A 25,164-nucleotide genomic window follows, 5' to 3' on the forward strand; every position below is an offset into this window, starting at 1 on the left:
CGGCACATCTTGTGCCGGGTCACCACCCCGGACCGTCGGCGAGTCGGCACATCCTGTGCCGGGTCAGCGGGGGTCAGCCGGACGTGAAGGCGACCAGCTCGACCCGCTCGTCGCCACCCTGGACGGTCCGCTCCATCACCACCCCCACGCCGGGCGCGTAGAACTTGTTCTCGACGAGGTCCGGCTCCAGCGGCGTGGTGTCCTCGGTGCGCACGACGTCCTGGAACGCGCCGAACGGGATCCTGACCGTGTCGTCGACGGCGAGGACCTCGCCGCGGTCCTCGGCGACCCCGGGCGCGTGCTCCTGGGCGTAGCCGTCCCCCACCCGTGGGTCGGCCGGCATCGCCAGCCCGGCCTGGGCCCCGTTCACGCCGGCCTCCCACGAGCCCTCGGTGCTGGCCTTCCCGTCGTCGTAGGCCGTGGTGTCCTCCCCGAAGTACCAGACGTTGCCGGCCGTGTCCTGGGCGTACCAGTCCCACGTGTCCTCGATGATCCGCCCGCGGCCGTCGCGCGCGACGTCGTGGACCACGGTGGTGGTGACCCCGGCGACCACCCGGGTCCGGTTGGTGACGGTCACGACGTTGGTCTCGGGCCCCTCGGTGGAGGTGGTGCGGTACTTCCAGACCGAACCCGGCGCCAGCGGCAGGTAGGTGTTGTCGATCAGGTCCACGAAGTCCTTCGGGTCGGGTGACGGGGTCGGGATCTCCAGGCCGTCGACGCCCGAGGGGGCGCTGGTCTCCGGCGCGGAGCCACAGGCGGCGAGCAGCGGGAGCGCGACGAGCAGCGGCAGCAGGGCGCCCGCGGCGCGGGACGCCGTACGGCGGGTGCGTCGGGTGCCGCGTGAGGTCCGTGTGGTCATGGGGAACAGGATGACGCAGAGATGCTGAAGGGATGCTGAACCCTCCCGTCGCGGGCGCCGATCGCCGCTGCTAGCGTCGGGAGCCGAATCGACCCGTTCCTCCCAAGGAGTCCCCGTGAGCTCAACACCCCTCAAGGTGGCGGTCACCGGCGCCGCCGGCCAGATCGGCTACAGCCTGCTGTTCCGCCTCGCCAGCGGTGCGCTCGGCGACCGGCCCGTCGAGCTCCGGCTGCTCGAGATCACCCCCGCGCTGAAGGCCCTCGAGGGCGTCGTCATGGAGCTCGACGACTGCGCGTTCTCCGGCCTGGCCGGTGTCGAGATCGGTGACGACCCGGAGAAGATCTTCGACGGCGTCAACCTCGCCCTCCTCGTCGGCGCGCGCCCCCGCGGCCCGGGCATGGAGCGCGGCGACCTGCTCGAGGCGAACGGCGCGATCTTCACCGCCCAGGGCAAGGCGCTCAACCAGGTCGCCGCGGACGACGTACGCATCGGCGTCACGGGCAACCCGGCCAACACCAACGCGCTGATCGCGATGAACAACGCCCCCGACATCCCGCAGGAGCGGTTCTCGGCGCTGACCCGCCTCGACCACAACCGCGCCATCTCGCAGCTCGCCGCGAAGACCGGCGCCCCGGTCACCGACATCGCGAAGATGACCATCTGGGGCAACCACTCCGCCACCCAGTACCCCGACATCTTCCACGCCGAGATCGCCGGCAAGAACGCCTTCGAGGTCGTGAACGACCAGGCCTGGCTGGAGAACGACTTCATCCCCACCGTGGCCAAGCGCGGTGCCGCGATCATCGACGCCAGGGGCTCCTCGTCCGCGGCGTCCGCCGCATCGGCCACCATCGACGCCGCCCGCGACTGGCTCTACGGCTCCGCCGAGGGCGACTGGGTCTCGATGGCCGTCGCCTCGGACGGGTCGTACGGCGTGCCGGAGGGCCTGATCTCGTCGTTCCCGGTCACCACCGCGAACGGCGACTGGAGCATCGTCCAGGGCCTCGAGATCGACGAGTTCTCCCGCGGCAGGATCGACGCCTCCACCGCCGAGCTCGCCGACGAGCGCAGCGCGGTCACAGAGCTCGGCCTGATCTGAGGCCGACCATCCTCGCACCGACGGGGCCATCACCTGCGGGTGGTGGCCCCGTTCGCGTCGGTGGGTGCCTGCACGCCCGCGGGCGAGCAGAGGAGCTCGCCGTGGAGGACCACGAACCACGCGTATGACGACCCGGCCCAGCGCCGCCACCCCTCCGCGAGCCGCTGGAGCTCCTCATCCGTGGCCAGGCCACGCTCCCGGGCCTGGTCGGCCATGGCGGAGGCGACGATCCGGTCCGCCCACATCCCGCCCCACCACGCCACGTCCTCGGGCGTGGAGAAGCACCAGGTGCCGGCCGTCGACGAGACCACCTCGAGCCCGGCGGCGAGCGCCCAGCCCTTCAGCTGACGGCCGGCGTCCGGCTCCGCGTCATTTCCGCGTGCGACCGCGCGGTAGAGATCCAGCCACGCGTCGAGCTCCGGTACGGCGGGCCACCAGGTGAAGGCGGCGTAGTCGCTGTCGCGGACCGCGACCAGCCCCTCGGGTGTGCACACCCGCCCCATCTCGCGCAGCGCGGCGACCGGGTCACTGAGGTGCTGGAGGACCTGGTGCGCGTGCACGACGTCGAAGCTGGCGTCGTCGTGGTCGAGGGCGTAGACGTCCCCCACCCGGAGCTCGACGTTCGTCACGCCGGCCCGTCGGGCGGTGGCACGGGCCTCGTCGACGACCTCCTCGGAGCGGTCGATGCCGACCACAGACCCGGCCGCCACGATGCGGGCGAGGTCGACCGTGATCGTCCCCGGCCCGCAGCCCACGTCGAGGACTCGTGCGTCCTCGTGCAGCCGGGGCAGCAGGTAGGCCGCCGAGTTCTCCGCGGTGCGCCACCGGTGGGACCGGAGGACCGACTCGGCGTGGCCGTGCGTGTAGACGTCGTCGGGCGGGTTCATCCCGTCATCGTCGCGGCTGCGCGCGCCGGCCCGGAGCGCCGTCCGGCATGCGTCGTGGGCGCGTCGTAGGGCTGCAATTGCAGCCTCGTGACACATTTTCGGACGCCGACCATGTCCTACGGCCGCAATTGCGGCCTTGCGACCAGGGCAGCCGGTCAGACGGGCTGGTCGGGGATGGTGCTGGCGAGGATCAGGATGGTCACGCCCATCGCGACCAGGATCACGGCGTCGAGGATCTTGCTGCGGACCCGCAGCATCCCGGCGTCGGCGTCGGGGAGCACCAGCCGGGCGGCGGCCGCGGCCAGCAGGGAGAACGCCAGCCAGCTGACGCCCGTGCGCCACGGACCGGTGGCGGCGACGACCACGCCGCTGATGGCGCCGGCCAGCACGAAGAGGTAGATGACGCCGCCGACGGTCGACGGCTTCTTGAACTCGGTCACGGGCCGGCGGTCGGACTCCGTGGCCGGCTCCGGCTCGGGCGGCAGGCCCGGCACCGCCTCCGTGGCCGCCTGCGACGACGGCTCCAGGGTGGGCTCGGCAGTGGGCTGGGTGGGCTGCCGGGCCGGCTCCTGCCCGCGGGCGGGCTCGCGTACCTCGTCCTCGGCCACCGGGGTCAGCCCAGCCGGCTCTCGACGATCGACACGACGTTCGCGAGCAGCATGGCGCGGGTCATCGGGCCCACGCCTCCCGGGTTCGGCGACACCCACGCGGCGACGTCCCAGACGTCCGCGGCCACGTCCCCGGCGATCTTGCCGTCGACCCGGGAGACGCCGACGTCGAGCACCGCGGCGCCGGGCCTGACCATGTCGCCGGTGATGATGCCGGGCACCCCGGCCGCGGCCACCACGATGTCGGCGTTGCGGACGTGCCCGGCCAGGTCGCGGGTGCCGGTGTGGCAGAGCGTGACGGTCGCGTTCTCGGAGCGGCGGGTCAGCAGCAGCCCGAGCGGCCGGCCGACGGTGATCCCGCGGCCCACGACCACGACCTCGGCCCCGGCGATGGGTACGTCGTGCCGCCGGAGCAGCTCGATCGTGCCGACCGGGGTGCACGGCAGCGGGCCGGACTCGTTGAGCACCAGCTTGCCGAGGTTGACCGGGTGCAGCCCGTCGACGTCCTTGTCCGGGTCGACCCGGGACAGCAGGGCGAACTCGTCGAGCCCGGTCGGCTGCTGGACCAGGAAGCCGGTGCAGTCCTCGCGGGCGTTGAGCTCGTCGATCTGCGCCTCGACCTCGGCCTGGGTGGCAGTCGCCGGCAGGTCGACGCGGATCGACTCGATGCCGATCTCGGCGCAGTCCTTGTGCTTCGCCCCGACGTACCACGTCGACCCGGGGTCGTCGCCCACGAGCACGGTGCCCAGCCCGGGCACCACGCCGCGTCCGCGCAGCGCGGCCACCCGGCCCTTGAGCTCGTCCTTGATCGCCGCCGCGGTGGCGGTCCCGTCCAGCTTCTGTGCCGTCACGTGGTCATCCTGTCATCCCGGTCCGTCTGGACCCGCGGCCGGTGGTCCCCGTCTCAGACAAACCCCTGTCGGTTCGGCACCCGCTCCGGCGCCACGCCCCGGTCCCCTCGCCGAGGCATCAGAAATCGTCTCCGGCGCCAGGGCGCCTACGACAATTTCGGACGCCTCGACTCCTGGTGCCCCTCGTCGCAGCGGAGACGTCGGACGCCTCGGCTCCTACGAGTCACTGGGCTCCCGTCGTCGCTGGCGCTCCTAGTGAGCAAAGTGCCTCGTGCCGGTGAAGTAGAGGGTCACGCCGGCGGCGTTGCAGGCGGCGATCACCTCGTCGTCGCGGATCGAGCCACCCGGGGCCACGATCGCGGCGACGCCGGCGTCGAGCAGGATCTGCGGGCCGTCGGCGAACGGGAAGAAGGCGTCGGAGGCGGCGACCGAGCCCGCGGCCCGGTCGCCGGCGCGGGACACGGCGAGCCGGCAGGAGTCGACCCGGTTGACCTGGCCCATGCCGACCCCGACCGAGGCGCCGCCGCTGGCGAGCAGGATCGCGTTGGACTTGACCGCGCGGATCGCCCGCCAGGCGAAGGCGAGGTCGGCGAGGGTCTCCTGCGACGCCGCGGCGCCGGCGGCCAGCCGCCAGCGGGACGGGTCGTCGCCGGTCGGGTTGCCGTCCTTGTCCTCGCCCTTCGCGTCAATCGCGTCGCGGCTCTGCAGCAGCAGTCCCCCGGAGACCGGGCGGGTCTCGATGCCGCCGACGGGCGGCGCGGCCACCTCGAGCAGCCGGAGGTTCTTCTTCGCGGTGAGGACCTCGAGAGCGTCCTCGTCGAACGACGGCGCCACCACGACCTCGGTGAAGATGTCCTTCACGGTCTCCGCCATGGCCGCGGTGACCGGACGGTTGGTCGCGATGATCCCGCCGTACGCCGACACCGGGTCGCAGGCGTGCGCCTTGCGGTGCGCGTCGGCGATGTCGGCGCCGACCGCGATCCCGCACGGGTTGGCGTGCTTGATGATCGCGACGGTCGGCTGGTCGCCGTGGTCGTACGCCGCCCGGTGCGCGGCGTCCGCGTCGATGAAGTTGTTGTAGGACATCTCCTTGCCGTGCAGCTGCCGGCCCTGCGCGAGCCCGGGCCGCGGCTGGTAGCCGTTGACGTAGAGCGCGGCCCGCTGGTGCGGGTTCTCGCCGTACCGCAGCACCGACTGCTTGGTCCACGTCGCGCCCATCCAGGCCGGGAACCCGCTGCCGCCCGAGGTGTCGGTGAGCACGCTGCCCATCCACGACGCCACGTGCACGTCGTACGTCGCGGTGTGGACGAAGGCCTCCGCGGCCAGCGCCCGGCGCTGCTCCAGCGTGAAGCCGCCGTGGGCGACCGCCTCGAGGACGTCGAAGTACTTCGCCGGGGAGGTCACGATCGCGACCGACGGGTGGTTCTTGGCGGCGGCCCGCACCATCGAGGGGCCGCCGATGTCGATCTGCTCGACGCACTCGTCGGGAGACGCGCCGGAGGCGACGGTGTCCGCGAACGGGTAGAGGTTGGAGACGACGAGGTCGAACGGCTCGACGCCCAGCTCCTCGAGCTGGGCGACGTGCCTCTCGAGCCGGCGGTCGGCGAGGATCCCCGCGTGCACCCGCGGGTGCAGGGTCTTCACCCGGCCGTCGAGGCACTCGGGGAACCCGGTCAGGTCCTCGACCTTCGTGACCGGGAGGCCGAGCTCCTCGATCAGGCGGGCGGACCCGCCAGTCGACACGAGCGCCACCCCGGCACCGTGCAGACCGCGGACCAGCTCCTCCAGCCCGGTCTTGTCGTAGACGGACACCAGGGCCCGGCGGATCGGGACCTTGCCGTTGTCCGGGCCGCTGCCGGGGCCGTCGGTGGGGGTGTCCGTCTGGGGGCTCATGAACCGAACCGCACCTTCCTGTCGGTGATGGTGAATCCCTCGCGGGCCAGCCGGCCCACGCTGTCGACGAGCATCCGTCGCTCGGCGACCTTGATCCGCTCGTGGAGGCTCTCCACGTCGTCGTCGTCCTCCACCGGCACCACGGCCTGCGCGACGATCGGCCCGGTGTCGACGCCGGCGTCGACCACGAAGAGGGTGGCACCGGTGACCTTGACGCCGTGCTCGAGGGCGTCGGCGGCGCCGTGCATCCCGGGGAACGACGGCAGCAGCGCCGGGTGGGTGTTGAGGTAGCGGCCACCGAACGCCTCGAGGAAGGTCGCCCCCGCCAGCTTCATGAACCCGGCCGACACGACCAGGTCCGGCTGGTACGACGCGCACGACGCGGTCATCGCGGCGTCCCACTCCTCGCGGGTGGCGTGGTCCTTCACGCGGTGCACGAACGTCGGGATCCCGGCCCGCTCCGCCCGGGCCAGGCCCTCGATGCCGTCGCGGTCGGCGCCGACGGCGACCACGGCGGCGCCGTACGCCGGGTCAGCGGTGGCATCGAGCAGCGCCTGGAGGTTGGTGCCGGCGCCGGAGACGAGCACGACGAGACGAGCGGTACGGCGGGTGGGCACGGCGGGAGTGTATCGAGCGTCAGTCGGCGGCCCGGCGCTGCCGCCAGGTGGCGAGCAGACCACCGATCAGGCCGCCCCCGCCGAGCGCCGGGATCGCGTGCACCAGCACCTGCCCGGCCTCGGGCCCCACGTCGGTCATCCGGCCCGGGCCGACCGCTCCCCCGGCGACCGCGGCCAGCACCGCGACGCCCACCGCGGCCAGCACCCCGGCGACGACCCCGCGCAGCGCGCCCTGGTCCCACGCGGTGGTCGGGCTGCGCCGCTGGCTGCGGGCGACGCCGACCGCGGCGGCCAGCACCGGGAGCGCCATCAGCGCCGGCGTCCAGGCCGGCGTCGGGCCGTTGTCGGGGAGGGCGGCCAGCAGCGGGAACATCGGGACCGCCCCGACGGCGACCACGGTCGGGGAGACCAGGGTGCCGGTGCCGACCGCGAAGCCCGGTCCGAGGAGGTAGGCCGCGGAGAAGGCCACGGCGTTCGGCACCAGCAGCAGGACGAGGGCCGAGAACAGCACGGCGTCGCCGGTGTCGGTGTGCAGGCGCGAGAGGACGTTCATCGCGGTGCCGAGGTCGAGCGCGAGGGCGACGGCGAAGACCACCGCGGCGGTGAGCAGGAACCAGACCAGCACGCTGCCGGCCGCCTGCACGGTCGCGCGCACCGACGGCGGGACCAGCGACAGCCACACCGCGAGCCGGCCGGAGCCGGACGCGATCGCGATGCCCCCCAGCAGCACCGTCAGCACCAGCGACCACAGCAGCACCCGGCCCTCGGACGGCTGGGTGCCCGGCGAGCCCGCGAGGACCAGCGTGATGATCGCCACGACGGCGTACGACGCGGCGTACAGCATCGTCGCCAGCGGCACCGTCCAGTCCCGCTCGCCGTCGGAGAGCGCGTCGGCGTCCGGTCCGTGGCCCGCGACCGCCTCACCGAGCCGCAGCCCGAACCGCCACACGACCCAGGCGACGACCAGGGTCAGCCCGAGCGGCACCGCGGTCAGCGACGTGCCCTGCACGCTCACTCCGGAACCGTGAGACATCAACCAGGCAAGGGCTCCCGTGCGCAGACCGTCGCGCGGCTCGCCGTGCACGCCACCGTCGGTGACGAACCAGCCGATCACCCCGACCGCCAGGCAGACGGCCAGGACGGAGCCCGCCGCGGCGGCTCCCGCGAGGGTCGCCAGCAGGGTCAGCGGGCGCTGCACCGCAGGAGTCTCGGGCGCCCGCGGCGGGGTCAGGATGGCGGTCATGGCGCGACCATCTTGGCGCGCCGACGGGCCCGCTCCGGGCTGCACACGCCGCCGTCGCCGGTTTCGGATCCCTCGGGCGCTCCCGTACCTTGGAGCGGTCATGCATCAAGGTCCCGACGAGTTCGACGCGTTCTACAAGGCTGCCCGCGGGCGGCTGCTCGTGCAGACCTACGCGCTGACCGGCGACCTGCCGGCATCCCGCAGCGCCGTGCGCGACGCGTTCGTCGCCGCCTGGCACCACTGGCGCAAGGTCTCGCGCCACCCCGACCCCGAGTCGTGGGTGCGGCCCCATGCCTGGGCGCACGCGCAGCGCCGCCACACCGCCCGCATCTGGCACCGCGACAAGACCCTCGACCCCGAGTCGCGCGCCACCCTCGACGCGCTGGCGAAGCTCAACCTGACCCAGCGCAAGGTGTTGCTGCTCACCCAGCTGAGCGCGAGCAGCATGCAGGACATCGGGCGTGAGGTCGGGCTCACGCTCGAGGCCGCCGAGCGCGAGCTGCAGACCGCGACCTCGCGGTTCGCCCAGCTGCGTGACGTCTCCTCGACGTCGGTGCGCAACCACCTCCAGGCACTCACGGCGCGGGTCGACGACGCCCGCTTCCCGCGCCCCACGATCATCCGCCGGGCGGGCGCCACCCGTCGCCGTGCCCACACCGGCGCCGGCGTCGCCGCCGCGGTGGCCGCCATGCTGCTCGGCGGTGCGCTGGTCCACGAGAGCGGCGGCGTGGCTCCCGCCCTGCACGGCGCCCCGGCGACCGGCTCCAACGCCTTCGAGCCTGCGTCGTCCCCGACGCTGCGGGTCGACGACCTGCTCTCCCCGGAGCAGGTCGGGCGCCTCGCGTCGTCCCGGTCGGTCAAGGAGGAGCGCACCGACGACAACACCGACGGCGACGGCATCAACACGATCTGCCAGCAGGACCGGTTCGCCGACCCCGACGGCCGGGGTGCGCTGGTCCGCACCTACGACATCTCCGGCAAGCCCGCGATGTCGGCCGTGCAGACCGCGGAGCTCTCCGACACCGACTACGCCGCCCACAAGGCGTTCGTGCGCACGGTCGGCTGGTACACCGGATGCCGCGACGACCGGGTCCAGCTGCTGTCCACCCACGCCCTCAGCGGCACCGCCGACGAGGGCCGGATGCTGGTGCTGCGCGACTGGGACTCCCCGGTCACGACGTACACCGTCGGCATCGCGCGCACCGGCAGCATCGTCACGCAGGCGGTGCGGGAGGTGCGCTCCGCCGAGGAGCCGTCGATGGGGTCGATGCTGGAGCTGATGGGCAGCGCGGTCTGGTCGATCTGCGACCACCCCGCCGCCGGCACCTGCTCCACCCGGCCGAAGGCACGACCCGTGCCCCCGCCGCCCGCGGAGGACGCCCGCGGCCTGCTCCAGGTCGTCGACCTGCCGCCGGCCCAGGGGGTCTCGAAGCCGTGGGTCGCCACCGACCCCCGGGTACCCCGGGTGAACACCGCCGCCACACGGTGCGACCGGGCGAAGTTCCTGGACCCGAAGATCAGCTACGCCACCACCCGCAGCTTCCTGGTCCCGCAGGCGCGGCTGCCGCGGCAGTTCGGCCTCACCGAGACGCTCGGCCGGTTCTCCAGCCCGACGGCGGCTCAGGGGTTCTTCGCGGACATCCGCGGTCGCATGAACTCCTGTGACGACAAGGACCTCACCACCAGGGTGGCCCGGGTCTACGGCCGGCACACCGCCTCCGGGGACCTCAGCATCTGGAGCGCCTCGGTCGAGGTCTCCGACAAGCAGGAGGTCACCTACCTGATGGCCCTCGGCCGGCAGGGCGACGTGGTGATCCAGCTCGGGTTCGTCCCGGTGCCCGGCCACGCGCTCGGCCGCGGAGACTTCACCGCGCTCGCGCAGCGTGCCGTCGAGCGGATCTCGAACCTGCCGAAGGACGGCTGAGCAGAAAGTTCTCCGGATCCGGTGCAACCGGACCTGCCCGCGACGCGTATCCCCGGTGAACAATGGAGACGAGCGGACGGGGGGTGCGTCGTGACCGAGGAGGAGTTCGACGACTTCTACGCCGCGTCCTTCACGCGCATCGCCGGACAGCTCTACGCGATGGTCGGGGACCGCGACGAGGCGCAGGAGTGCGTCCAGGAGGCGTTCGTCCGCGCCTGGTCGCACCGCCGTCGGCTGGACCGGGCGCAGAGCCCCGAGGCCTGGGTGCGCACCACCGCGTACCGGCTCGCCGTCAGCCGCTGGCGGCGTACGTCGCTCGGTCGGCGACCCGCGGACCGGGCACTGGGTCCGGCCACCGCGGCCGAGCCGGTGAGCGAGAGCCACGTGGCCCTGGTCGCGGCACTGCGCCGGCTCCCGGAGCCGCAACGACGCGCGCTGGTGCTGCACCACGTGTGCGACCTGCCGGTGCACGCCGTGGCCGCCGAGACCGGCGTACCGGAAGGAACCGTCAAGGCCCGGCTGTCCCGCGGCCGGACCGCGCTCGCCGCGCTCCTCTCCGACGACCCCGACCTCGCGGAGGGAGCCACCCATGCCTGAGCGCGACCCGATCCAGGAGCTGGAGAACTTCACCGTCGGAGGCCCACCCGTGCACACCCTGCCCGCCGCCGAGGTCCGCCGCCGCGGCGACCGGATGCGCCGGCGCCGTGCCGTCGCCCTGGCCGGCGGTGCCGCGCTCGCCGTCGCCGTCGTCGTCGCCGCCCCGCTGGCCCTGGCCGGCGGGGGCAACGGAGGCGGCCCCGACAACCGCGAGCCCGGGTTCGCCACCGGCGGCTCCACCCCGACGGCCCGCGCCGCCTCGGGCTGGCTGTCCGCGCTCCCGGACGACTTCGACCTGGCGGTGGGCTACCCCGACACCAACCCGGACGGCAGCCCGGTCGAGGTCGACCGCGACATCAGCGGCTCCAGCCTGGCCGTCTGTGGTCCCGACGTCCCGACCGGGGCGGACCGGGTGGACGAGGCGGTCGTGAAGTACGTCGCCCCGGCCATGCCCCGGTCCCGCGCGCTGCAGCTGTACGCCGACGACGCGGCCGCGCAGGCCGCCCTCGGCAACCTGCGGGAGGCGGTCGCGGCCTGCCCTGCTCCCGACGGCGACGGGCAGGTGCTCACGCCGCTGGACTGGGCGGCCGGGGACGCGTCGTACGCCTGGACCACGCGCTCGCGGGCCGGCTCGGGCTTCGCCCCCGGCCTGACCGTGACCCACGTGGTGCGCGTCGGCAACGCGCTCCTGGTCGCCACGACGTCCGACCAGCGCGTCGAGGGCCCGGAGGCCGTCGCGCGGGCGGAGCACGCCGCCGAGGACGAGACCCTGCTGGCCGTGGACGACATGAACGTGTTCGCCGAGCACCCCGGCGTGGTCTCGCCGGACGGCGTCACGGACGGGTCCGACGGGGGTCCCGGCGACGGGTCCGACGGGAGCATCGCCACCGCCCCCGGCGCCGACCTCCCGGCCGACTTCCCGGTCGCCGACGGCCTGCGCAGGGCCGGGGCGGGCGACGGCGGCGTGGTCACCGACCCGTCCCGGGAGGCCGCCGGCGGTGTCGGGGTGCTGGCCCCGTGCGACGCGGCAGCCTGGCCGGTCACCGCGCGAGACCGGCTGGCGGTCCGCTCGACCGGGCCGGAGATGGTCGACGCCCGCGAGCTGGTGACGTTCACCGACGCCACCGAGGCGGCCGGTGTGCTGAGCGCGCTGCGGCAGGCGGTCGAGAGCTGCCCGCGGCAGGAGACGTCCGACGGCACCCTGCTGCTCGACCCGCAGGAGGTGCACGGCCTCGGCCACGACCACGTCGCGTTCTTCCAGCACTCCGACCAGGGCCTCGGCGGGACCTACTGGATGTTCGTCCGCGTCGGCCGGGCCGTGCTGGCCACGTCGTACACCGGCGAGACGTCGTCGACCACGCTGCCGCAGCTCGTCGACGAGCAGAAGCTGAACACCGATCCCCTGGTCGCCCGGCTGTGCCGGTTCGCCGAGGCCGGCTGCTGACGCCGTACCCCGGTCCCACAACGGGAAAGGCCCCGCGCTCCCACTCGGGGAGCACGGGGCCCGACTCGGTCCGGAGGGCTCAGCGGCCCTGGGGGTTTCGAGACGCCGGAAGCAGCCCCTCTCTTCGTTCGGGTCTGCGACCGGCTCCTCAACCTTCGCGCCGAGCTGGGCTTCGCGAGCTCAGCCCAGGGCGCTCAAGACCTCGCGCATCAGGGCGGCGGTCTCGGACGGCGTCTTGCCGACCTTCACGCCGACGGCCTCGAGGGCCTCCTTCTTCGCCTGGGCGGTGCCCGACGAGCCCGACACGATCGCGCCCGCGTGGCCCATCGTCTTGCCCTCGGGGGCGGTGAAGCCCGCGACGTACCCGACGACCGGCTTGGTCACGTGGTCCTTGATGTACGCCGCGGCGCGCTCCTCGGCGTCACCACCGATCTCGCCGATCATCACGATCGCCTTGGTCTCGGGATCGGCCTCGAAGGCCTCGAGCGCGTCGATGTGCGTGGTGCCGATGATCGGGTCGCCACCGATGCCGATCGCGGTGGAGAAGCCGTAGTCCTTCAGCTCGTACATCATCTGGTAGGTCAGCGTGCCGGACTTCGACACCAGGCCGACCGGGCCCTTGCCCGCGATGGTGTGCGGCGTGATGCCCGCCAGCGACTCCTCCGGGGTGATGATGCCCGGGCAGTTCGGGCCGATCATGCGGGTGTCCTTGCCCTGGAGGTAGGACCACACCTCGGCCGTGTCCTGCACCGGCACGCCCTCGGTGATCACCACGAGCAGGCCGATGCCGGCGTCGATGGCCTCGATGCAGGCGTCCTTGGTGAACGCCGGCGGCACGAACACGACCGACACGTCGGCACCGGTCTCGGCCATCGCCTCCTTGACGGTCCCGAAGACCGGCAGGTCCTTGCCGCCCAGCTCGACCGAGGTGCCGGCCTTGCGTGCGTTGACGCCGCCGACGATGTTGGTGCCCGCGTCGAGCATCAGCGTGGTGTGCTTCGAGCCCATCCCGCCGGTCATGCCCTGGACGATGACCTTGGAGTCCTTGTTCAGAAAGATCGACATCGTCTCGCTCCTCAGGCGTTCGCCAGCTCGGCGGCCTTGTCGGCCGCACCGTCCATCGTGTCCACCATCGTCACGAGCGGGTGGTTCCTGTCGCTCAGGATCCGCCGGCCCTCGTCGACGTTGTTGCCGTCGAGGCGTACGACGAGCGGCTTGCTCGCCTCGTCGCCGAGGATGTCGAGCGCGCCGACGATGCCGTTGGCGACCTCGTCGCAGGCGGTGATGCCACCGAAGACGTTCACGAAGACGCTCTTGACCTGCGGGTCGTGGAGGATCACGTCGAGGCCGTCCGCCATCACCTGGGCGTTCGCGCCGCCACCGATGTCGAGGAAGTTCGCGGGCTTCACGCCGCCGTGTGCCTCGCCGGCGTAGGCGACCACGTCGAGCGTGGACATGACCAGGCCCGCGCCGTTGCCGATGATGCCGACCTGGCCGTCGAGCTTGACGTAGTTGAGGCCCTTGTCCTTGGCCTTCGACTCCAGCGGGTCCGCCTCCTCGCGGATCTCGAACTCCTCGTGGTCGGGGTGACGGACCTCGGAGGCGTTCTCGTCGAGGGAGACCTTGCCGTCGAGCGCCTCGAGCTTGTCGCCGGCCAGCCGCGCGAGCGGGTTGACCTCGACCAGCGTGGCGTCCTCGTCGACGAAGACCTTGTAGAGCGCCTGGATCATCGCCACGGCCTGCTCGAAGACCGGCTCGGGGAACTTCGCCTCGGTCGCGATCGCCCGGGCCTTCTCCTCGTCGACGCCGGTGCCCGGGTCGACCGGGATCTGCTTGACGGCGTCGGGGTTGGTCTTGGCGACCTCCTCGATCTCGACGCCGCCCTCGACGCTGGCGATGCAGAGGTACTGGCGGTTGGCCCGGTCGAGGAGGAAGGAGAAGTAGTACTCCTCCTCCGGCGGCGTGGCCGGGGTGACCAGGACGCGGTTGACCCTGAGGCCCTTGATCTCCATGCCCAGGATGTTGGAGGCGTGCTCGAAGGCCTCGTCGGCGGTCTTGGCGAGCTTCACGCCGCCGGCCTTGCCGCGGCCGCCGGCCTTGACCTGCGCCTTGACGACCGTCACGCCGCCGAGGTTCTCGGCGGCGGCCCTGGCGGCCTCCGCGGTCTCGACGACGACGCCCAGCGTCGTGGTCACACCGTGCTTGGCGAAGAGCTCCTTCGCCTGGTACTCCATCAGGTCCACTGGTCCACCCAGTCCTCTTCTTGTGCGGCTCGTGTGTCTTTCCCTGCGGCCGCGGTTGTCGCGAGACCGGGGAATTCCTCGGGGCACGTGAAACACGCACAGCCCTCTCGGCACCTTAGACCCGTGACGGCGGTCACGACCATGTGGGGCTGCGCACACGAGACGACGCCCGGCGACCACGTCGTGAGCGGCCACGCACACCCGTCGTACGGCGCCGCTAGACCGCCCACATCCCGGGACGCATGACCGGAGCATCTCGAGGGTACGGACGCCGCCACGATGACGGACTTGTCCGTTTTGTGTGGCCTTGGACACGGAATGCGCTGGCTCCGCCGCAGGAAACCACGGATTTCCTCCACAATCGAGGTCCTGGCGATTTCGGGGCGCCTGACCCGTGGGTTAGTGTCTGTGGTCGTTTAACTGTCAGCGAACTTTCGAGGATCTCTTCTCCATGGGCAACCACCGGGCTACCCGACGCCGCTCCGGCGACGTCGCAGGGACCTCGGCTCGGGCCGACGCCTCGTCCGCAAGCTCCCAGACCGTCACGCAGACCACCAGCCGGACCAGCGCCGGCAAGCGCCGTGCCGTCAAGCACGCCGCCCCCCGCGGATCCTTCCTCCGCAAGATGCCGTCCGCGCCGATCCTGCTCGGCGTCGCCGCGCTCGCCGTCTCCAGCTTCGGCGCGATCAGCATGGGCGACGACCTGATCGACGACGACGGCCACCGCCTCGTCCAGGCCAACGCCCTGACCGGCACCAGCGTCGTCTCCTCCTCCTCCGCCGCCGAGGAGCGCCGCCTCGCCGTCTCGCGCGACTCGCGCCGCGACGCGCTCGAGGACGCCTCGGCCGAGCAGCTCCAGCAGGCCGCCGAGGCGCAGGCGCAGCAGCGCAACGCCGAGCTGGCGAAGCTCGCCAAGTCCGCCGAGAAGCAGGCGGCCAAGCTCAAGCTCAACGCCTGGCACCTCCCGGTCGCCGACATCGCCTACCACCTGACCGCCGGCTTCGGTGAGTCCAGCGGCCTGTGGGCGCACACGCACACGGGCCTCGACTTCGCCGCCGACACCGGCACGCCGATCATGTCGGTCACCAACGGCACCGTCACCGAGGTGGGCTACGACGGCTCCTACGGCAACAAGGTCGTCATCACGACCGACGAGGGCGAAGAGTTCTGGTACTGCCACATGAACGAGTTCGGCGCCTCCGTCGGGGACGTCGTCCGTGGCGGTCAGGTCATCGGCTACGTCGGCAGCACCGGCAACGTCACCGGCCCGCACCTCCACCTCGAGTACCGCCCCGGCGCCGGCGACCCGGTCGACCCGTACGACGCGCTGATCGCCCACGGGCTGAACCCGTAGCGAGCGCCAGCGAGCGGAGCGGTTCAGCCCGTGGGCGATCCGCCGGTTCTGCGTGGTCGGAGCCGAGAGGTCCGTTCTTGCGTGGAGGAGCGAAGCGGGGGAACGGCGAGAACTGACGTCTCGGCGATCAGGGCGCACCCCGCAAGCCGACGACCGAGCGAAGCGAGGAGGACCGCGGGGAGGTTCCGGCGACCCGACGACCGAGCGAAGCAAGGAGAACCGCGGGAAGGTTCCGGCCACCCGACGACCGAGCGAAGCAAGGAGAACCGCGGGAAGGTTCCGGCCACCCGACGACCGAGCGAAGCAAGGAGAACCGCGGGGAGGTTCCGGCCACCCGACGACCGAGCGAAGCAAGGAGAACCGCGGGAAGGTTCCGGCCACCCGACGACCGAGCGAAGCAAGGAGAACCGCGGGAAGGTTCCGGCCACCCGACGACCGAGCGAAGCAAGGAGAACCGCGGGGAGGTTCCGGCCACCCGACGACCGAGCGAAGCAAGGAGAACCGCGGGAAGGTTCCGGCCACCCGACGACCGAGCGAAGCAAGGAGAACCGCGGGAAGGTTCCGGCCACCCGACGACCGAGCGAAGCAAGGAGAACCGCGGGGAGGTTCCGGCCACCCGACGACCGAGCGAAGCAAGGAGAACCGCGGGAAGGTTCCGGCCACCCGACGACCGAGCGAAGCAAGGAGAACCGCGGGAAGGTTCCGGCCACCCGACGACCGAGCGAAGCAAGGAGAACCGCGGGGAGGTTCCGGCCACCCGACGACCGAGCGAAGCGAGGAGGACCTCGGGGACGGTTTCGGCCCGAGCGATCAGAGCTTCTCGACCGGGGCGTAGCGCAGCAGCAGCCGCTTGACGCCCTCGGAGCCGAAGTCGATCGAGGCCACGGCCTTGTCGCCCTGGCCCTCGAGCGCCACCACGGTGCCCATGCCGAACGAGTCGTGCACGACCCGGTCGCCCGGGTCGAGGGACGGGATCGCCCGGGCCGGCTTGGCCTTCTGGGCGGCGTCCATGCGGATCGCGGCGGTGCCGAAGTTGCGGCGCCCGGCCGCGGTCGGCGTACCGAACGACCCGGCCCGGCCACCGCTGACGTCAGGCCGGTTCCACGAGGTCTGCTCGGCGGCGGTGCGCCGCCAGTCGACCAGGGTCGCGGGCATCTCGTCGAGGAACCGTGACGCGGGGTTGTGCGAGGGCGCGCCCCAGGCCGAGCGCATGACCGCGCGGGAGAGGTAGAGGCGCTCGCGGGCCCGGGTCACGCCGACGTACGCGAGCCGCCGTTCCTCCTCGAGCTCGGGCTGGTCGCCGAGCGAGCGCATGTGCGGGAACACCCCGTCCTCCATGCCGGTGAGGAACACGACCGGGAACTCGAGGCCCTTGGCGGTGTGCAGGGTCATCAGCGTGACCACGCCCACGTCGTCCTCGTCGGGGGCGTCGGGGATCTGGTCGGTGTCGGCGACCAGCGCGACCCGCTCGAGGAAGTCGGTGAGGCCGGGCGTGACGATGCCGGCGTCGACGTCGGCCGGGTCCGCGGAGGGGCCGGCCACGGGGTCGTCGGAGAACTCGCGGGCCACCGCGACCAGCTCGGCGAGGTTCTCCACGCGGGTCTCGTCCTGCGGGTCGTCGGAGGCCTCGAGCTCGGCGAGGTAGCCGGACCGCTCCAGCACCGACTCGAGGATCACGTCGGCGCGCTCCCCCGCGTCGACCATCGACTGGAGCTCCTCGACCATGGCGACGAAGCCCTGGACCGCGTTGAGGGACCGCGTGGCGATGCCGGGGGCCTCGTCGGCACGGCGCAGCGCCTCCCAGAAGATGATCCGCTCGCGCTCGGCGTACGCCGCGACGCAGGCCTCCGCCCGGTCGCCGATGCCGCGCTTGGGCGTGTTGAGCACCCGGCGCAGCGAGATCTCGTCGGCCGGGTTGGCCAGCATCCGCAGGTAGGCGAGTGCGTCCCGGACCTCGCGCCGCTCGTAGAACCGCACCCCGCCGACGACCTTGTAGGGCTGACCCGTGCGGATGAAGACCTCCTCGAACACGCGCGACTGGGCGTTGGTGCGGTAGAACACCGCGACGTCGCCGGCCCGGGCGTGCCCGTCGTCGGTCAGCGTGTCGATCTCCTCGGAGACGAACCGCGCCTCGTCGTGCTCGTCGTCGGCGACGTAGCCGACGATCTGCGCACCCTCACCGGCGTCGGACCACAGCCGCTTGGGCTTGCGGCCCTTGTTGTTGCCGATCACGGCGTTGGCGGCGTTGAGGATGGTCTGGGTGGAGCGGTAGTTCTGCTCGAGCAGGATCGAGGTCGCGTCGGGGAAGTCCTGCTCGAAGTCGAGGATGTTGCGGATGTTCGCACCGCGGAAGGCGTAGATGGACTGGTCGGCGTCACCGACCACCATCAGCTCGGCGGGCTCGACCCGGTCGCCTCCCGCGACCGTCTCCTCCATGGAGTCGGCGCAGAGCTGGTGGATCAGGGCGTACTGGGCGTGGTTGGTGTCCTGGTACTCGTCGACGAGGACGTGCCGGAACCGCCGCCGGTAGGTCTCGCGCACCTCAGGGAACGCCTGGAACAGGTGCACGGTGGTCATGATCAGGTCGTCGAAGTCGAGGGCGTTGGCGTCGCGCAGACGCCGCTGGTAGAGCTCGTACGCCGCGGCGTACGACTCCTCGAAGGAGTTGCGGGCGTCCTTGGCCGCGTCCTCGGGGTCCTTGAGCTCGTTCTTCGCGTTGGAGACCCAGTTGAGCACGGCCCGCGGCTGGTAGCGCTTCGGGTCGAGGTCGAGGTCCTGGCAGACCAACGTCATCAGCCGCTTGGAGTCGGCGGCGTCGTATATCGAGAACGACGACTTGAACCCGAGCTTGTCGATCTCCTTGCGCAGGATCCGCACGCACGCCGAGTGGAACGTCGAGACCCACATGATCCGGGCGCGCTTGCCGACCAGGTCCTCGACCCGCTCCTTCATCTCGGCGGCCGCCTTGTTCGTGAAGGTGATCGCCAGGATCGAGCCCGGGTGGGCCTTGCGCTCGGAGATCAGCCAGGCGATCCGGCGGGTCAGCACCCGGGTCTTGCCGGAGCCGGCGCCGGCGACCACGAGCAGCGGCGGCCCGGCGTGCACGACGGCCGCCCGCTGGGGCTCGTTCAGCCCCTCGAGGAGGGAGTCGGAGGACGGGGTGCGGCGGGGCTCGACGGCCTCGAGGCCGGGGATCGGGAACGTGCTCATCTCGACCCCAACCCTACGTGTCGCCACCGACGTCCGCCGCGTCCCCTTGTAACGCGGTGTTCGTGTCACTCAGCACGTGTTCGACCGCGTGCGAAGTGACATGAACACCGCGTTACAGCGGAGGTGTCCGATAGAAGGTCAGGCGGCGCGGAGACGGAGCACGACGGGGGCGGAGGAGCCGGGGAGCAGGGTACGGCGGTCGTCGGGCAGCAGCAGCCGGGCGGCCACGCCGGGAGCGATCCGGTAGGGCTGCGCGAGCAGGGTGCCGCCGAGGCCGCGGCGGAGCCGGGACAGCTCCGCGCGGACCGTGACCACCCGGGTCGGGTCCGCGAACAGGTCCTCGGCCAGCCCGGCCGCGGTGCGACCCTCGGCGCCGGCCGCCACCAACGCCGCCATCAGCTCGGCGTGCCGCGGGGTGAGCTCGTGCCGCCAGCTCCCGGTCTCGCCGAAGACCCGGACCTCGGGCCTCCCGATGAGGTCGACCTCGAGCGTGGTACGCCCGGTCCGGCGCTCGCCGAGCCGCAGCAGCCAGCCACCCGGCAGCGGCTCGGCGGTGGCCGCGCCGAGGCTCGGCACCCAGATCTCGCCGACCTCCATCCCGGTCGGCAGGGTGACCCGGTCGGGGGCCTGGAGCCCGGTCGCCAGGGCGGTGTGGCCCGCGTCGTCGACCACCAGCGCCTGGCCGTCCATGCGGGCCAGCATCGGCGCGGCCAGGCTGCGCAGCCGGTCCAGCGACGCCCGGCGCTGTTCGACCGCCTCCAGCCCGGTCAGGCGCGCGGCCAGCGTGACCAGCCCGAGCTCGGCCGGGTGCAGGGTGCGCGAGGGGCCGCTGACGTCGACCACGCCGAGCGTCGCGCCGGTCCACGGGTCGGTGAGCGGCGCGGCGGCACAGCCCCAGAACGTGTGCGACTCGACGAAGTGCTCGGCGCCGCGGATCTGCACCGGCTCGCCGAGCACCAGCGCCGTCCCGATCGCGTTGGTGCCGACGTTGCCCTCGGTCCAGGCGGAGCCGCCGACGAAGCCGAGGCGGTCGGCCAGCCGTCGTACGCCGGCGTTCCCGACCTGCCACAGCACCCGCCCCTCCGGGTCGGTGACCACGACCAGCTGCCCGGCGTCGACGGCCGACGAGAGCGCGTGGGTCAGCCCGGGCATGCGGTCGCCCAGTCCGCTCGTCGTACGGCGGCGCTCGAGGTCGGCCTCCGACAGCGGCGCGATGCTCGGCCCGCCGCCGGGGTCCACCCCGCTTGCGGCGACCCGGCGCCACGACGCGGCGATCTCGGTGCGCGGTGCGGGCGCACCGGAGGCGCCGGTCAGGACCGCGTCCCGGGTCCGGTGCCGGCCGCGCTCGACCTCGTCGACCACGTCGTGCTCCCTCGTGCCGATGGCCGCACCCGGGAGGCCCGGGCCGGACCGCCGACCCGATGCAACCCGCTGCAACCCTTCCGGACCACCCGGCCCGCGCTGTGTGCTGCCTCACACAGCGTAGGCGAAGGAGGAACCATGACCCAGACCCTGGACAAGCCGGCCACGACCGGTGGCGAGACGCCGCAGCAGCGCGTCGACGCCTGGCTCGCCGGGTTCGAGCAGGCCCTGCGGGACCGCGACGTCGAGCGGGCCAGCGAGATGTTCGCGACCACGAGCTTCTGGCGCGACCTGATCGCGTTCTCGTGGAACATCACCACCGTCGAGAACCGGGACGGCGTCCGGGAGCTGCTCGAGAGCACCCTGGCGGCCACCGACCCGAGCGGGTTCGCGACCAGCGAGCCACCGGAGGAGGCCGACGGCGTCACCACGGCCTGGATCACGTTCGAGACCGCGGTCGGTCGCGGGCGCGGGCTGCTCCGGCTGACCGAGGAGGGCGCCTGGACCCTGCTCACCACGCTCTACGAGCTCAAGGGCCACGAGGAGCCCCTGAACGACCACCGGCCGATGGGCGCCGAGCACGGCGCGACCAAGGAGCGCACCACCTGGAAGGAGCGCCGGCAGGCCGAGGCGGAGAGCCTGGGCAGCACCGTGCAGCCCTACGTGCTGGTGATCGGCGGCGGCCAGGGCGGCATCGCGCTCGGTGCCCGGCTCCGGCAGCTCGGCGTACCGAGCCTGGTCATCGACAAGCACCCGCGGCCCGGCGACCAGTGGCGCAACCGCTACAAGTCGCTGTGCCTGCACGACCCGGTCTGGTACGACCACCTGCCCTACCTCAAGTTCCCGGACAACTGGCCGGTGTTCGCCCCCAAGGACAAGATCGGCGACTGGCTGGAGTTCTACACGCGGGTGATGGAGGTGCCGTACTGGTCGGACACCGTCGCCACCAGCGCACACTGGTCGGAGGAGACCGGCGAGTGGACCGTCCAGGTGGAGCGGGAGGGGAAGGCGCTCACCCTGCGGCCGAAGCAGCTCGTGTTCGCCACCGGCATGTCCGGCAAGCCCAACCTGCCCGCCGTGCCCGGCACCGACGTCTTCCGCGGCGACGTCCACCACTCCTCCGCGCACCCCGGGCCGGACGCCTACCGCGGCAAGAGGGCGGTGGTGATCGGCAGCAACAACTCGTCGTTCGACATCTGCGGCGCGCTCTGGGAGAACGACGTCGACGTCACGATGGTGCAGCGCTCGTCGACCCACATCGTCAAGAGCGACTCGCTCATGGACATCGGCCTCGGCGACCTCTACTCCGAGCGGGCGCTGCGCAACGGCGTCACCACGGAGAAGGCCGACCTGATCTTCGCCTCGCTCCCCTACCGGATCCTGCACGAGTTCCAGATCCCGGCGTACGAGGCGATGGCCGAGCGGGACAAGGACTTCTACGAGCGGCTGGAGAAGTCCGGCTTCCAGCACGACTGGGGCGACGACGGCTCCGGGCTGTTCATGAAGTACCTCCGCCGCGGGTCCGGCTACTACATCGACGTGGGCGCCGCCGACCTGGTGGCCAACGGCGACGTGAAGCTGGCGCACGGGCAGGTGGTCGAGCTGACCGAGGACTCCGTGAAGCTCGCGGACGGCACCGAGCTGCCGGCCGACCTGGTGGTGTTCGCGACCGGCTACGGCTCGATGAACGGCTGGGTCGCCGACCTCATCGACCAGGACACCGCGGACCGGCTCGGCAAGTGCTGGGGCCTCGGCTCCGACACCACCAAGGACCCGGGTCCGTGGGAGGGCGAGCAGCGCAACATGTGGAAGCCCACCCAGGTGCCGAGCCTCTGGATGCACGGCGGCAACCTGCACCAGTCCCGGCACTACTCGCTCTACCTCGCGCTGCAGCTCAAGGCCCGCTACGAGGGCATCGCGACCCCGGTCTTCCACCTGCAGGAGGTGCACCACACGTCCTGATCCCGCCACGCCATGTAACGCGGTGTTCTTGTCGCTTGGCACGTGTTCGACCACGTGCGGAGTGACAAGAACACCGCGTTACAGCTGTGCGGGCGGGGCGATACTGGCGGCATGGGCGACGACGTGCAGGTGCTGATCGTGGGCGACGGGCCGGTGGCCGCGGTGCTCACCCCGATGGTCGCGGCGCTGGGCTGGTCGCCGACCACGACCACCGACCTCGACGAGGTGGCGGGTGCGCTGGGGGTGGCCGACGCGGTCGTCGTGCTCAGCCACCACGACGGCACCGACGGGCCGGCGATCCGGGCCGCGCTCGAGGCAGGGACGCCGTACGTCGGAGCGATGGGGTCGCGGCGCACCCAGGCCCGGCGCCGCGAGTGGCTGCTCGACAACGGCGTCACCGAGCAGGCGCTGGCCGCGCTCCGGGCGCCGATCGGGCTCGACATCGGCGCTGACCAGCCCGGCGAGATCGCGGTGTCGATCCTCGCCGAGATGGTGGCCGTACGCCGGGGCGCGGCGTCCGCGGTCGGCTCGATCAGCACCCGGGACGGCGCGATCCACCCGGACCAGGAGCCGGGGTCGGCGTACTGCCCCGGCGGCTGACCCGGGTCGTCCGCCTCAGGAGGGTCCCTGGACCCCCGTGAGGCGGACGACTGGTGATCAGGAGTGGACCGGCGACCAGAAGACCGCGACCGCCACGTTGAGGACGCTCAGCCCGAGGATCGTGTAGAAGATCGCGTCGGAGATCCGCTCCTTGCGCAGGTTGGCCATCACCAGCACGAGAACCACCAGGCCGACCAGCGCCTTGACGCCGATCTTCGCGTGGTTGACGTCGCCGTCGCCGGCCTCGAGCACGCCCACCAGCGCGAGGCCGGCCAGGAAAGCGGTGCCTGCGCCGTCGCGCATGGGGCCGTTCACCCGCTTCTCGCCGGGCCCGACCTGGACGAGCAACCCCCCGATCAGGGCGGCGAAGCCGAGGATGTGCACGAACAGCAGGACCAGGCGCAGCGTCTCCATGGCGTGGAGGGTAGCCAGCGGCTCCTCAGCCCTTGCCACCCCTCCTCGGCTTGCGTGGCGTGGGTCTCACGACCAGCACCGGGCAGGGCGCGTAGTGCTGCACCCGCTGGGCGGTGCTGCCCATGAGGACGGTGTCGCTGAGCCCGCGGCTGCCGTTGGCGACCACGATCAGCCCGGCGCCCACGGAGTCGGCGAGCCGGATGATCTCCTTGGCTGGGGACCCGCTGCGGATCTTCCTGTGCACCTTCGGCCCCCACCCGTCGTACGTCGCGGCGACCGCGGCGACCGCGCTCTCGGCCGCCGCCTTGAACGAGACCTCGTCGACGGCCTTCCGCTTGTCGTCGAGGTCGTCGGCGAACGCGACCGCCGCCAGCGGCCGCAGCACCGCGACCACCGAGATGTCGGTGATCCGGTCCGGGTCGGCGAACTCCTTGAGCTTCTTCGCGGCAGCCAGCGACTGCCGGGATCCGTCGGTGGCGACGACGACGTGCATCGCGCTCACGCTCCCTTCATCAGGTCGTCGGTCGGGTCGGGCTCGCCGCGTTCGCGGCCGGCGGGCCGGTCGCGACTGCCGAAGAGGTACTCGACGACGAACAGCCCGACGCCGATCGCGAGCAGGCCGCCCACCCAGTACAGCGAGCTGGGGTCGTCGATCACGACGTAGGCCAGCAGGACCGCGTTGCCGACCAGGCCGACCAGGAGCAGCCCGGTGTTGGCGCGGAAGGTCTCCTCGGACTCGTCCTGCCCACGCAGCTTGAGCGCGGAGACGATCACGAGGGCGTAGATGAACAGCAGGAACACCACGGTCACGGTGGCCAGCCGGGACACCACGTCCTCGCCGCCGGCCCGCACGATCACGTCGCCGACCACCAGCAGGGCCGCCACCACCACGAAGCTGAACACCAGGCCGACCCACGGGCTGCGGCGCTCGGGGTGGATCTTCGCGAACACGCCGGGTACGACGTCCTCCCGGGCCATGCCGTAGAGGATCCGCGACTGGGTGACGACCGAGACCAGCGTGGTGTTGGTGATCGCGATCATCGCGATGCAGGCGAAGAGGATCGTCATCACGCCGACCGGCACCGGGATGATGCCTTCACGCACCACCTCCAGCAGCGCGGCGTCGGAGTCGGCGAGCACCGGGATGTCGACGGTGAGCGCGGCGGTCATCGCGACCAGCACGTAGATCACCCCGGCGGCGACCATGCCACCGACCAGCGCCCGCGGAAACGTCTTCTTCGGGGCGATGGTCTCCTCGGCGACGTTCGCGGCGTTCTCGAAGCCGGTCATCGCGAAGAACGCCAGCGCTACGCCGGCCACCACCGCGAAGATCTCGTTGCCCTCGGTGGTGAACTCGGTGAGGGTGCCGAAGTGCGCGTTGCCCTCGACGACGTACCAGAGGCCGATGCCCATGATGATGACCAGGCCGGCGACCTCGACGAACGTCATGAGCATGTTGACGACCACGGACTCGGTGATGCCGATGTAGTTGACGATGCTCAGCACCAGCACGAACAGGATCGTGACCAGCAGCGCCGGCGGGAGGTCCCACACCTCGGCGAAGTACTTCGCGAAGCCCGACGCCAGCGAGCCCGACGCGGCGAAGCTCGCCGACAGGAACGAGATCGTGACCAGGAAGGTCAGCGCCTTGTTGCGGAACGCCTTGTTGACGTAGAGCGCGGCGCCGGCGGCGCGGGGGTACTTGGTGACCAGCTCGGCGTAGGCCAGGCCGGTGATGGTGGCGATCGAGACGCCGACTGCGAACGCGATCCAGAACGCGCCGCCCACCGCCCCGGCCACGGCGCCGATGAGGACGTAGATGCCGGAGCCCAGCACGTCGCCGAGGACGTAGAAGAAGAGCAGACGCCCCGTGATGGACCGCTTGAGCTGGTCCTCAGGGGCGTCGGGCACGGATTCTCGGGTGGATGTGTCGGGCACGGGAGGCCTCGCTTCCGGCCGGGCGGGGCCCGGCATCGTCCGGCAGTTCCCGGCGTCGT

General features: G+C 72.2%; 21 protein-coding genes. 7 read left to right on the forward strand and 14 right to left on the reverse strand.

All coding sequences use genetic code 11. The features are described 5' to 3' along the window. Positions 1-73: 73 nt before the first annotated feature. Positions 74-859 carry a hypothetical protein gene (locus tag EKO23_RS20920; protein ID WP_134720354.1) on the reverse strand — a complete coding sequence of 262 codons (786 nt, stop codon included), beginning with the start codon at positions 857-859 and terminating at the stop codon, positions 74-76. A 115-nt stretch (positions 860-974) separates the two neighbouring features. Here EKO23_RS20920 and EKO23_RS20925 point away from each other — a divergent pair, with 115 nt between their 5' ends. Continuing rightward, on the forward strand, positions 975-1,958 hold the full coding sequence (locus EKO23_RS20925) for a malate dehydrogenase (RefSeq protein WP_134720356.1): 984 nt from the start codon (positions 975-977) through the stop codon (positions 1,956-1,958). Positions 1,959-1,987: 29 nt separating this feature from the next. Here EKO23_RS20925 and EKO23_RS20930 read toward each other — a convergent pair whose 3' ends face one another. The 6 genes from EKO23_RS20930 to EKO23_RS20955 form a co-directional block, all read right to left on the reverse strand. Next, positions 1,988-2,845: a class I SAM-dependent methyltransferase gene (locus EKO23_RS20930; protein ID WP_134720358.1), complete on the reverse strand. Its 858-nt coding sequence runs from the start codon at positions 2,843-2,845 to the stop codon at positions 1,988-1,990. A gap of 155 nt (positions 2,846-3,000) precedes the next feature. Next, complete coding sequence (locus EKO23_RS20935; protein WP_134720360.1) at positions 3,001-3,453, reverse strand: DUF3017 domain-containing protein; 453 nt, start codon at positions 3,451-3,453, stop codon at positions 3,001-3,003. Between the two features lie 5 nt (positions 3,454-3,458). Beyond that, the gene (locus tag EKO23_RS20940) at positions 3,459-4,304 is read right to left on the reverse strand and encodes a bifunctional methylenetetrahydrofolate dehydrogenase/methenyltetrahydrofolate cyclohydrolase (RefSeq protein ID WP_134720362.1); all 846 of its coding nucleotides are present in this window, start codon (positions 4,302-4,304) and stop codon (positions 3,459-3,461) included. A 252-nt stretch (positions 4,305-4,556) separates the two neighbouring features. Continuing rightward, positions 4,557-6,197, reverse strand: coding sequence for a bifunctional phosphoribosylaminoimidazolecarboxamide formyltransferase/IMP cyclohydrolase (gene purH / locus EKO23_RS20945; protein ID WP_134720364.1), 1,641 nt, complete (start codon positions 6,195-6,197; stop codon positions 4,557-4,559). Then, entirely contained in the window at positions 6,194-6,814 is a 621-nt protein-coding gene (purN, locus tag EKO23_RS20950) for a phosphoribosylglycinamide formyltransferase (RefSeq protein ID WP_134720366.1), read from the reverse strand. Before purN ends, purH begins: the two co-directional genes overlap by 4 nt. Before the next feature lie 19 nt (positions 6,815-6,833). Beyond that, positions 6,834-8,057, reverse strand: coding sequence for a cell division protein PerM (locus EKO23_RS20955; protein WP_134720368.1), 1,224 nt, complete (start codon positions 8,055-8,057; stop codon positions 6,834-6,836). 100 nt (positions 8,058-8,157) lie between these two features. Here EKO23_RS20955 and EKO23_RS20960 point away from each other — a divergent pair, with 100 nt between their 5' ends. The 3 genes from EKO23_RS20960 (at position 8,158) to EKO23_RS20970 (ending at position 12,022) form a co-directional block, all read left to right on the forward strand. Continuing rightward, the gene (locus tag EKO23_RS20960; RefSeq protein ID WP_134720370.1) at positions 8,158-9,981 is read left to right on the forward strand and encodes a SigE family RNA polymerase sigma factor; all 1,824 of its coding nucleotides are present in this window, start codon (positions 8,158-8,160) and stop codon (positions 9,979-9,981) included. Positions 9,982-10,071: 90 nt separating this feature from the next. Beyond that, complete coding sequence (locus EKO23_RS20965) at positions 10,072-10,578, forward strand: SigE family RNA polymerase sigma factor (protein WP_134720372.1); 507 nt, start codon at positions 10,072-10,074, stop codon at positions 10,576-10,578. Then, a complete protein-coding gene (locus EKO23_RS20970) occupies positions 10,571-12,022 on the forward strand; it encodes a hypothetical protein (RefSeq protein WP_134720374.1) in 1,452 nt (483 codons plus the stop codon). The genes EKO23_RS20965 and EKO23_RS20970 overlap by 8 nt, the downstream gene beginning before the upstream one ends. 180 nt (positions 12,023-12,202) lie before the next feature. Here the strand turns inward: EKO23_RS20970 and sucD are convergent, their stop codons facing one another. After that, on the reverse strand, positions 12,203-13,087 hold the full coding sequence (gene sucD, locus EKO23_RS20975) for a succinate--CoA ligase subunit alpha (RefSeq protein WP_134720376.1): 885 nt from the start codon (positions 13,085-13,087) through the stop codon (positions 12,203-12,205). Positions 13,088-13,098: 11 nt separating this feature from the next. After that, complete coding sequence (gene sucC, locus EKO23_RS20980) at positions 13,099-14,265, reverse strand: ADP-forming succinate--CoA ligase subunit beta (RefSeq protein ID WP_134720378.1); 1,167 nt, start codon at positions 14,263-14,265, stop codon at positions 13,099-13,101. Between the two features lie 451 nt (positions 14,266-14,716). Between sucC and EKO23_RS20985 the strand changes: the two genes are divergently transcribed. Beyond that, positions 14,717-15,619 (forward strand): M23 family metallopeptidase, encoded by a 903-nt coding sequence (locus EKO23_RS20985; protein WP_134720380.1) that lies wholly within the window; start codon positions 14,717-14,719, stop codon positions 15,617-15,619. A gap of 810 nt (positions 15,620-16,429) precedes the next feature. On the opposite strand, the gene pcrA is transcribed toward EKO23_RS20985, so the two are convergent. Then, on the reverse strand, positions 16,430-18,829 hold the full coding sequence (gene pcrA, locus EKO23_RS20990; protein WP_134720382.1) for a DNA helicase PcrA: 2,400 nt from the start codon (positions 18,827-18,829) through the stop codon (positions 16,430-16,432). Between the two features lie 138 nt (positions 18,830-18,967). Further along, a complete protein-coding gene (locus tag EKO23_RS20995) occupies positions 18,968-20,191 on the reverse strand; it encodes a GAF domain-containing protein (RefSeq protein ID WP_134720384.1) in 1,224 nt (407 codons plus the stop codon). A 138-nt stretch (positions 20,192-20,329) separates the two neighbouring features. On the opposite strand from EKO23_RS20995, the gene EKO23_RS21000 reads away from it, so the two are divergent. Continuing rightward, positions 20,330-22,153, forward strand: a complete 1,824-nt coding sequence (locus EKO23_RS21000; protein ID WP_134720386.1) for a flavin-containing monooxygenase — start codon at positions 20,330-20,332, stop codon at positions 22,151-22,153. Between the two features lie 111 nt (positions 22,154-22,264). After that, on the forward strand, positions 22,265-22,753 hold the full coding sequence (locus EKO23_RS21005; RefSeq protein ID WP_134720388.1) for an XdhC family protein: 489 nt from the start codon (positions 22,265-22,267) through the stop codon (positions 22,751-22,753). A gap of 57 nt (positions 22,754-22,810) precedes the next feature. Here the strand turns inward: EKO23_RS21005 and EKO23_RS21010 are convergent, their stop codons facing one another. From EKO23_RS21010 to EKO23_RS21020, 3 genes are read right to left on the reverse strand one after another with little or no spacing between them, the layout of a single operon-like run. Then, complete coding sequence (locus EKO23_RS21010; RefSeq protein ID WP_134720390.1) at positions 22,811-23,167, reverse strand: hypothetical protein; 357 nt, start codon at positions 23,165-23,167, stop codon at positions 22,811-22,813. A gap of 25 nt (positions 23,168-23,192) precedes the next feature. Further along, positions 23,193-23,660 carry a universal stress protein gene (locus EKO23_RS21015; protein ID WP_134720416.1) on the reverse strand — a complete coding sequence of 156 codons (468 nt, stop codon included), beginning with the start codon at positions 23,658-23,660 and terminating at the stop codon, positions 23,193-23,195. 5 nt (positions 23,661-23,665) lie between these two features. Continuing rightward, the gene (locus tag EKO23_RS21020) at positions 23,666-25,078 is read right to left on the reverse strand and encodes an APC family permease (protein ID WP_217702736.1); all 1,413 of its coding nucleotides are present in this window, start codon (positions 25,076-25,078) and stop codon (positions 23,666-23,668) included. Positions 25,079-25,164 lie beyond the last annotated feature (86 nt).

Origin of the sequence: Nocardioides guangzhouensis, assembly GCF_004519545.1 — a bacterium.
Lineage (GTDB): Bacteria > Actinomycetota > Actinomycetes > Propionibacteriales > Nocardioidaceae > Nocardioides > Nocardioides guangzhouensis.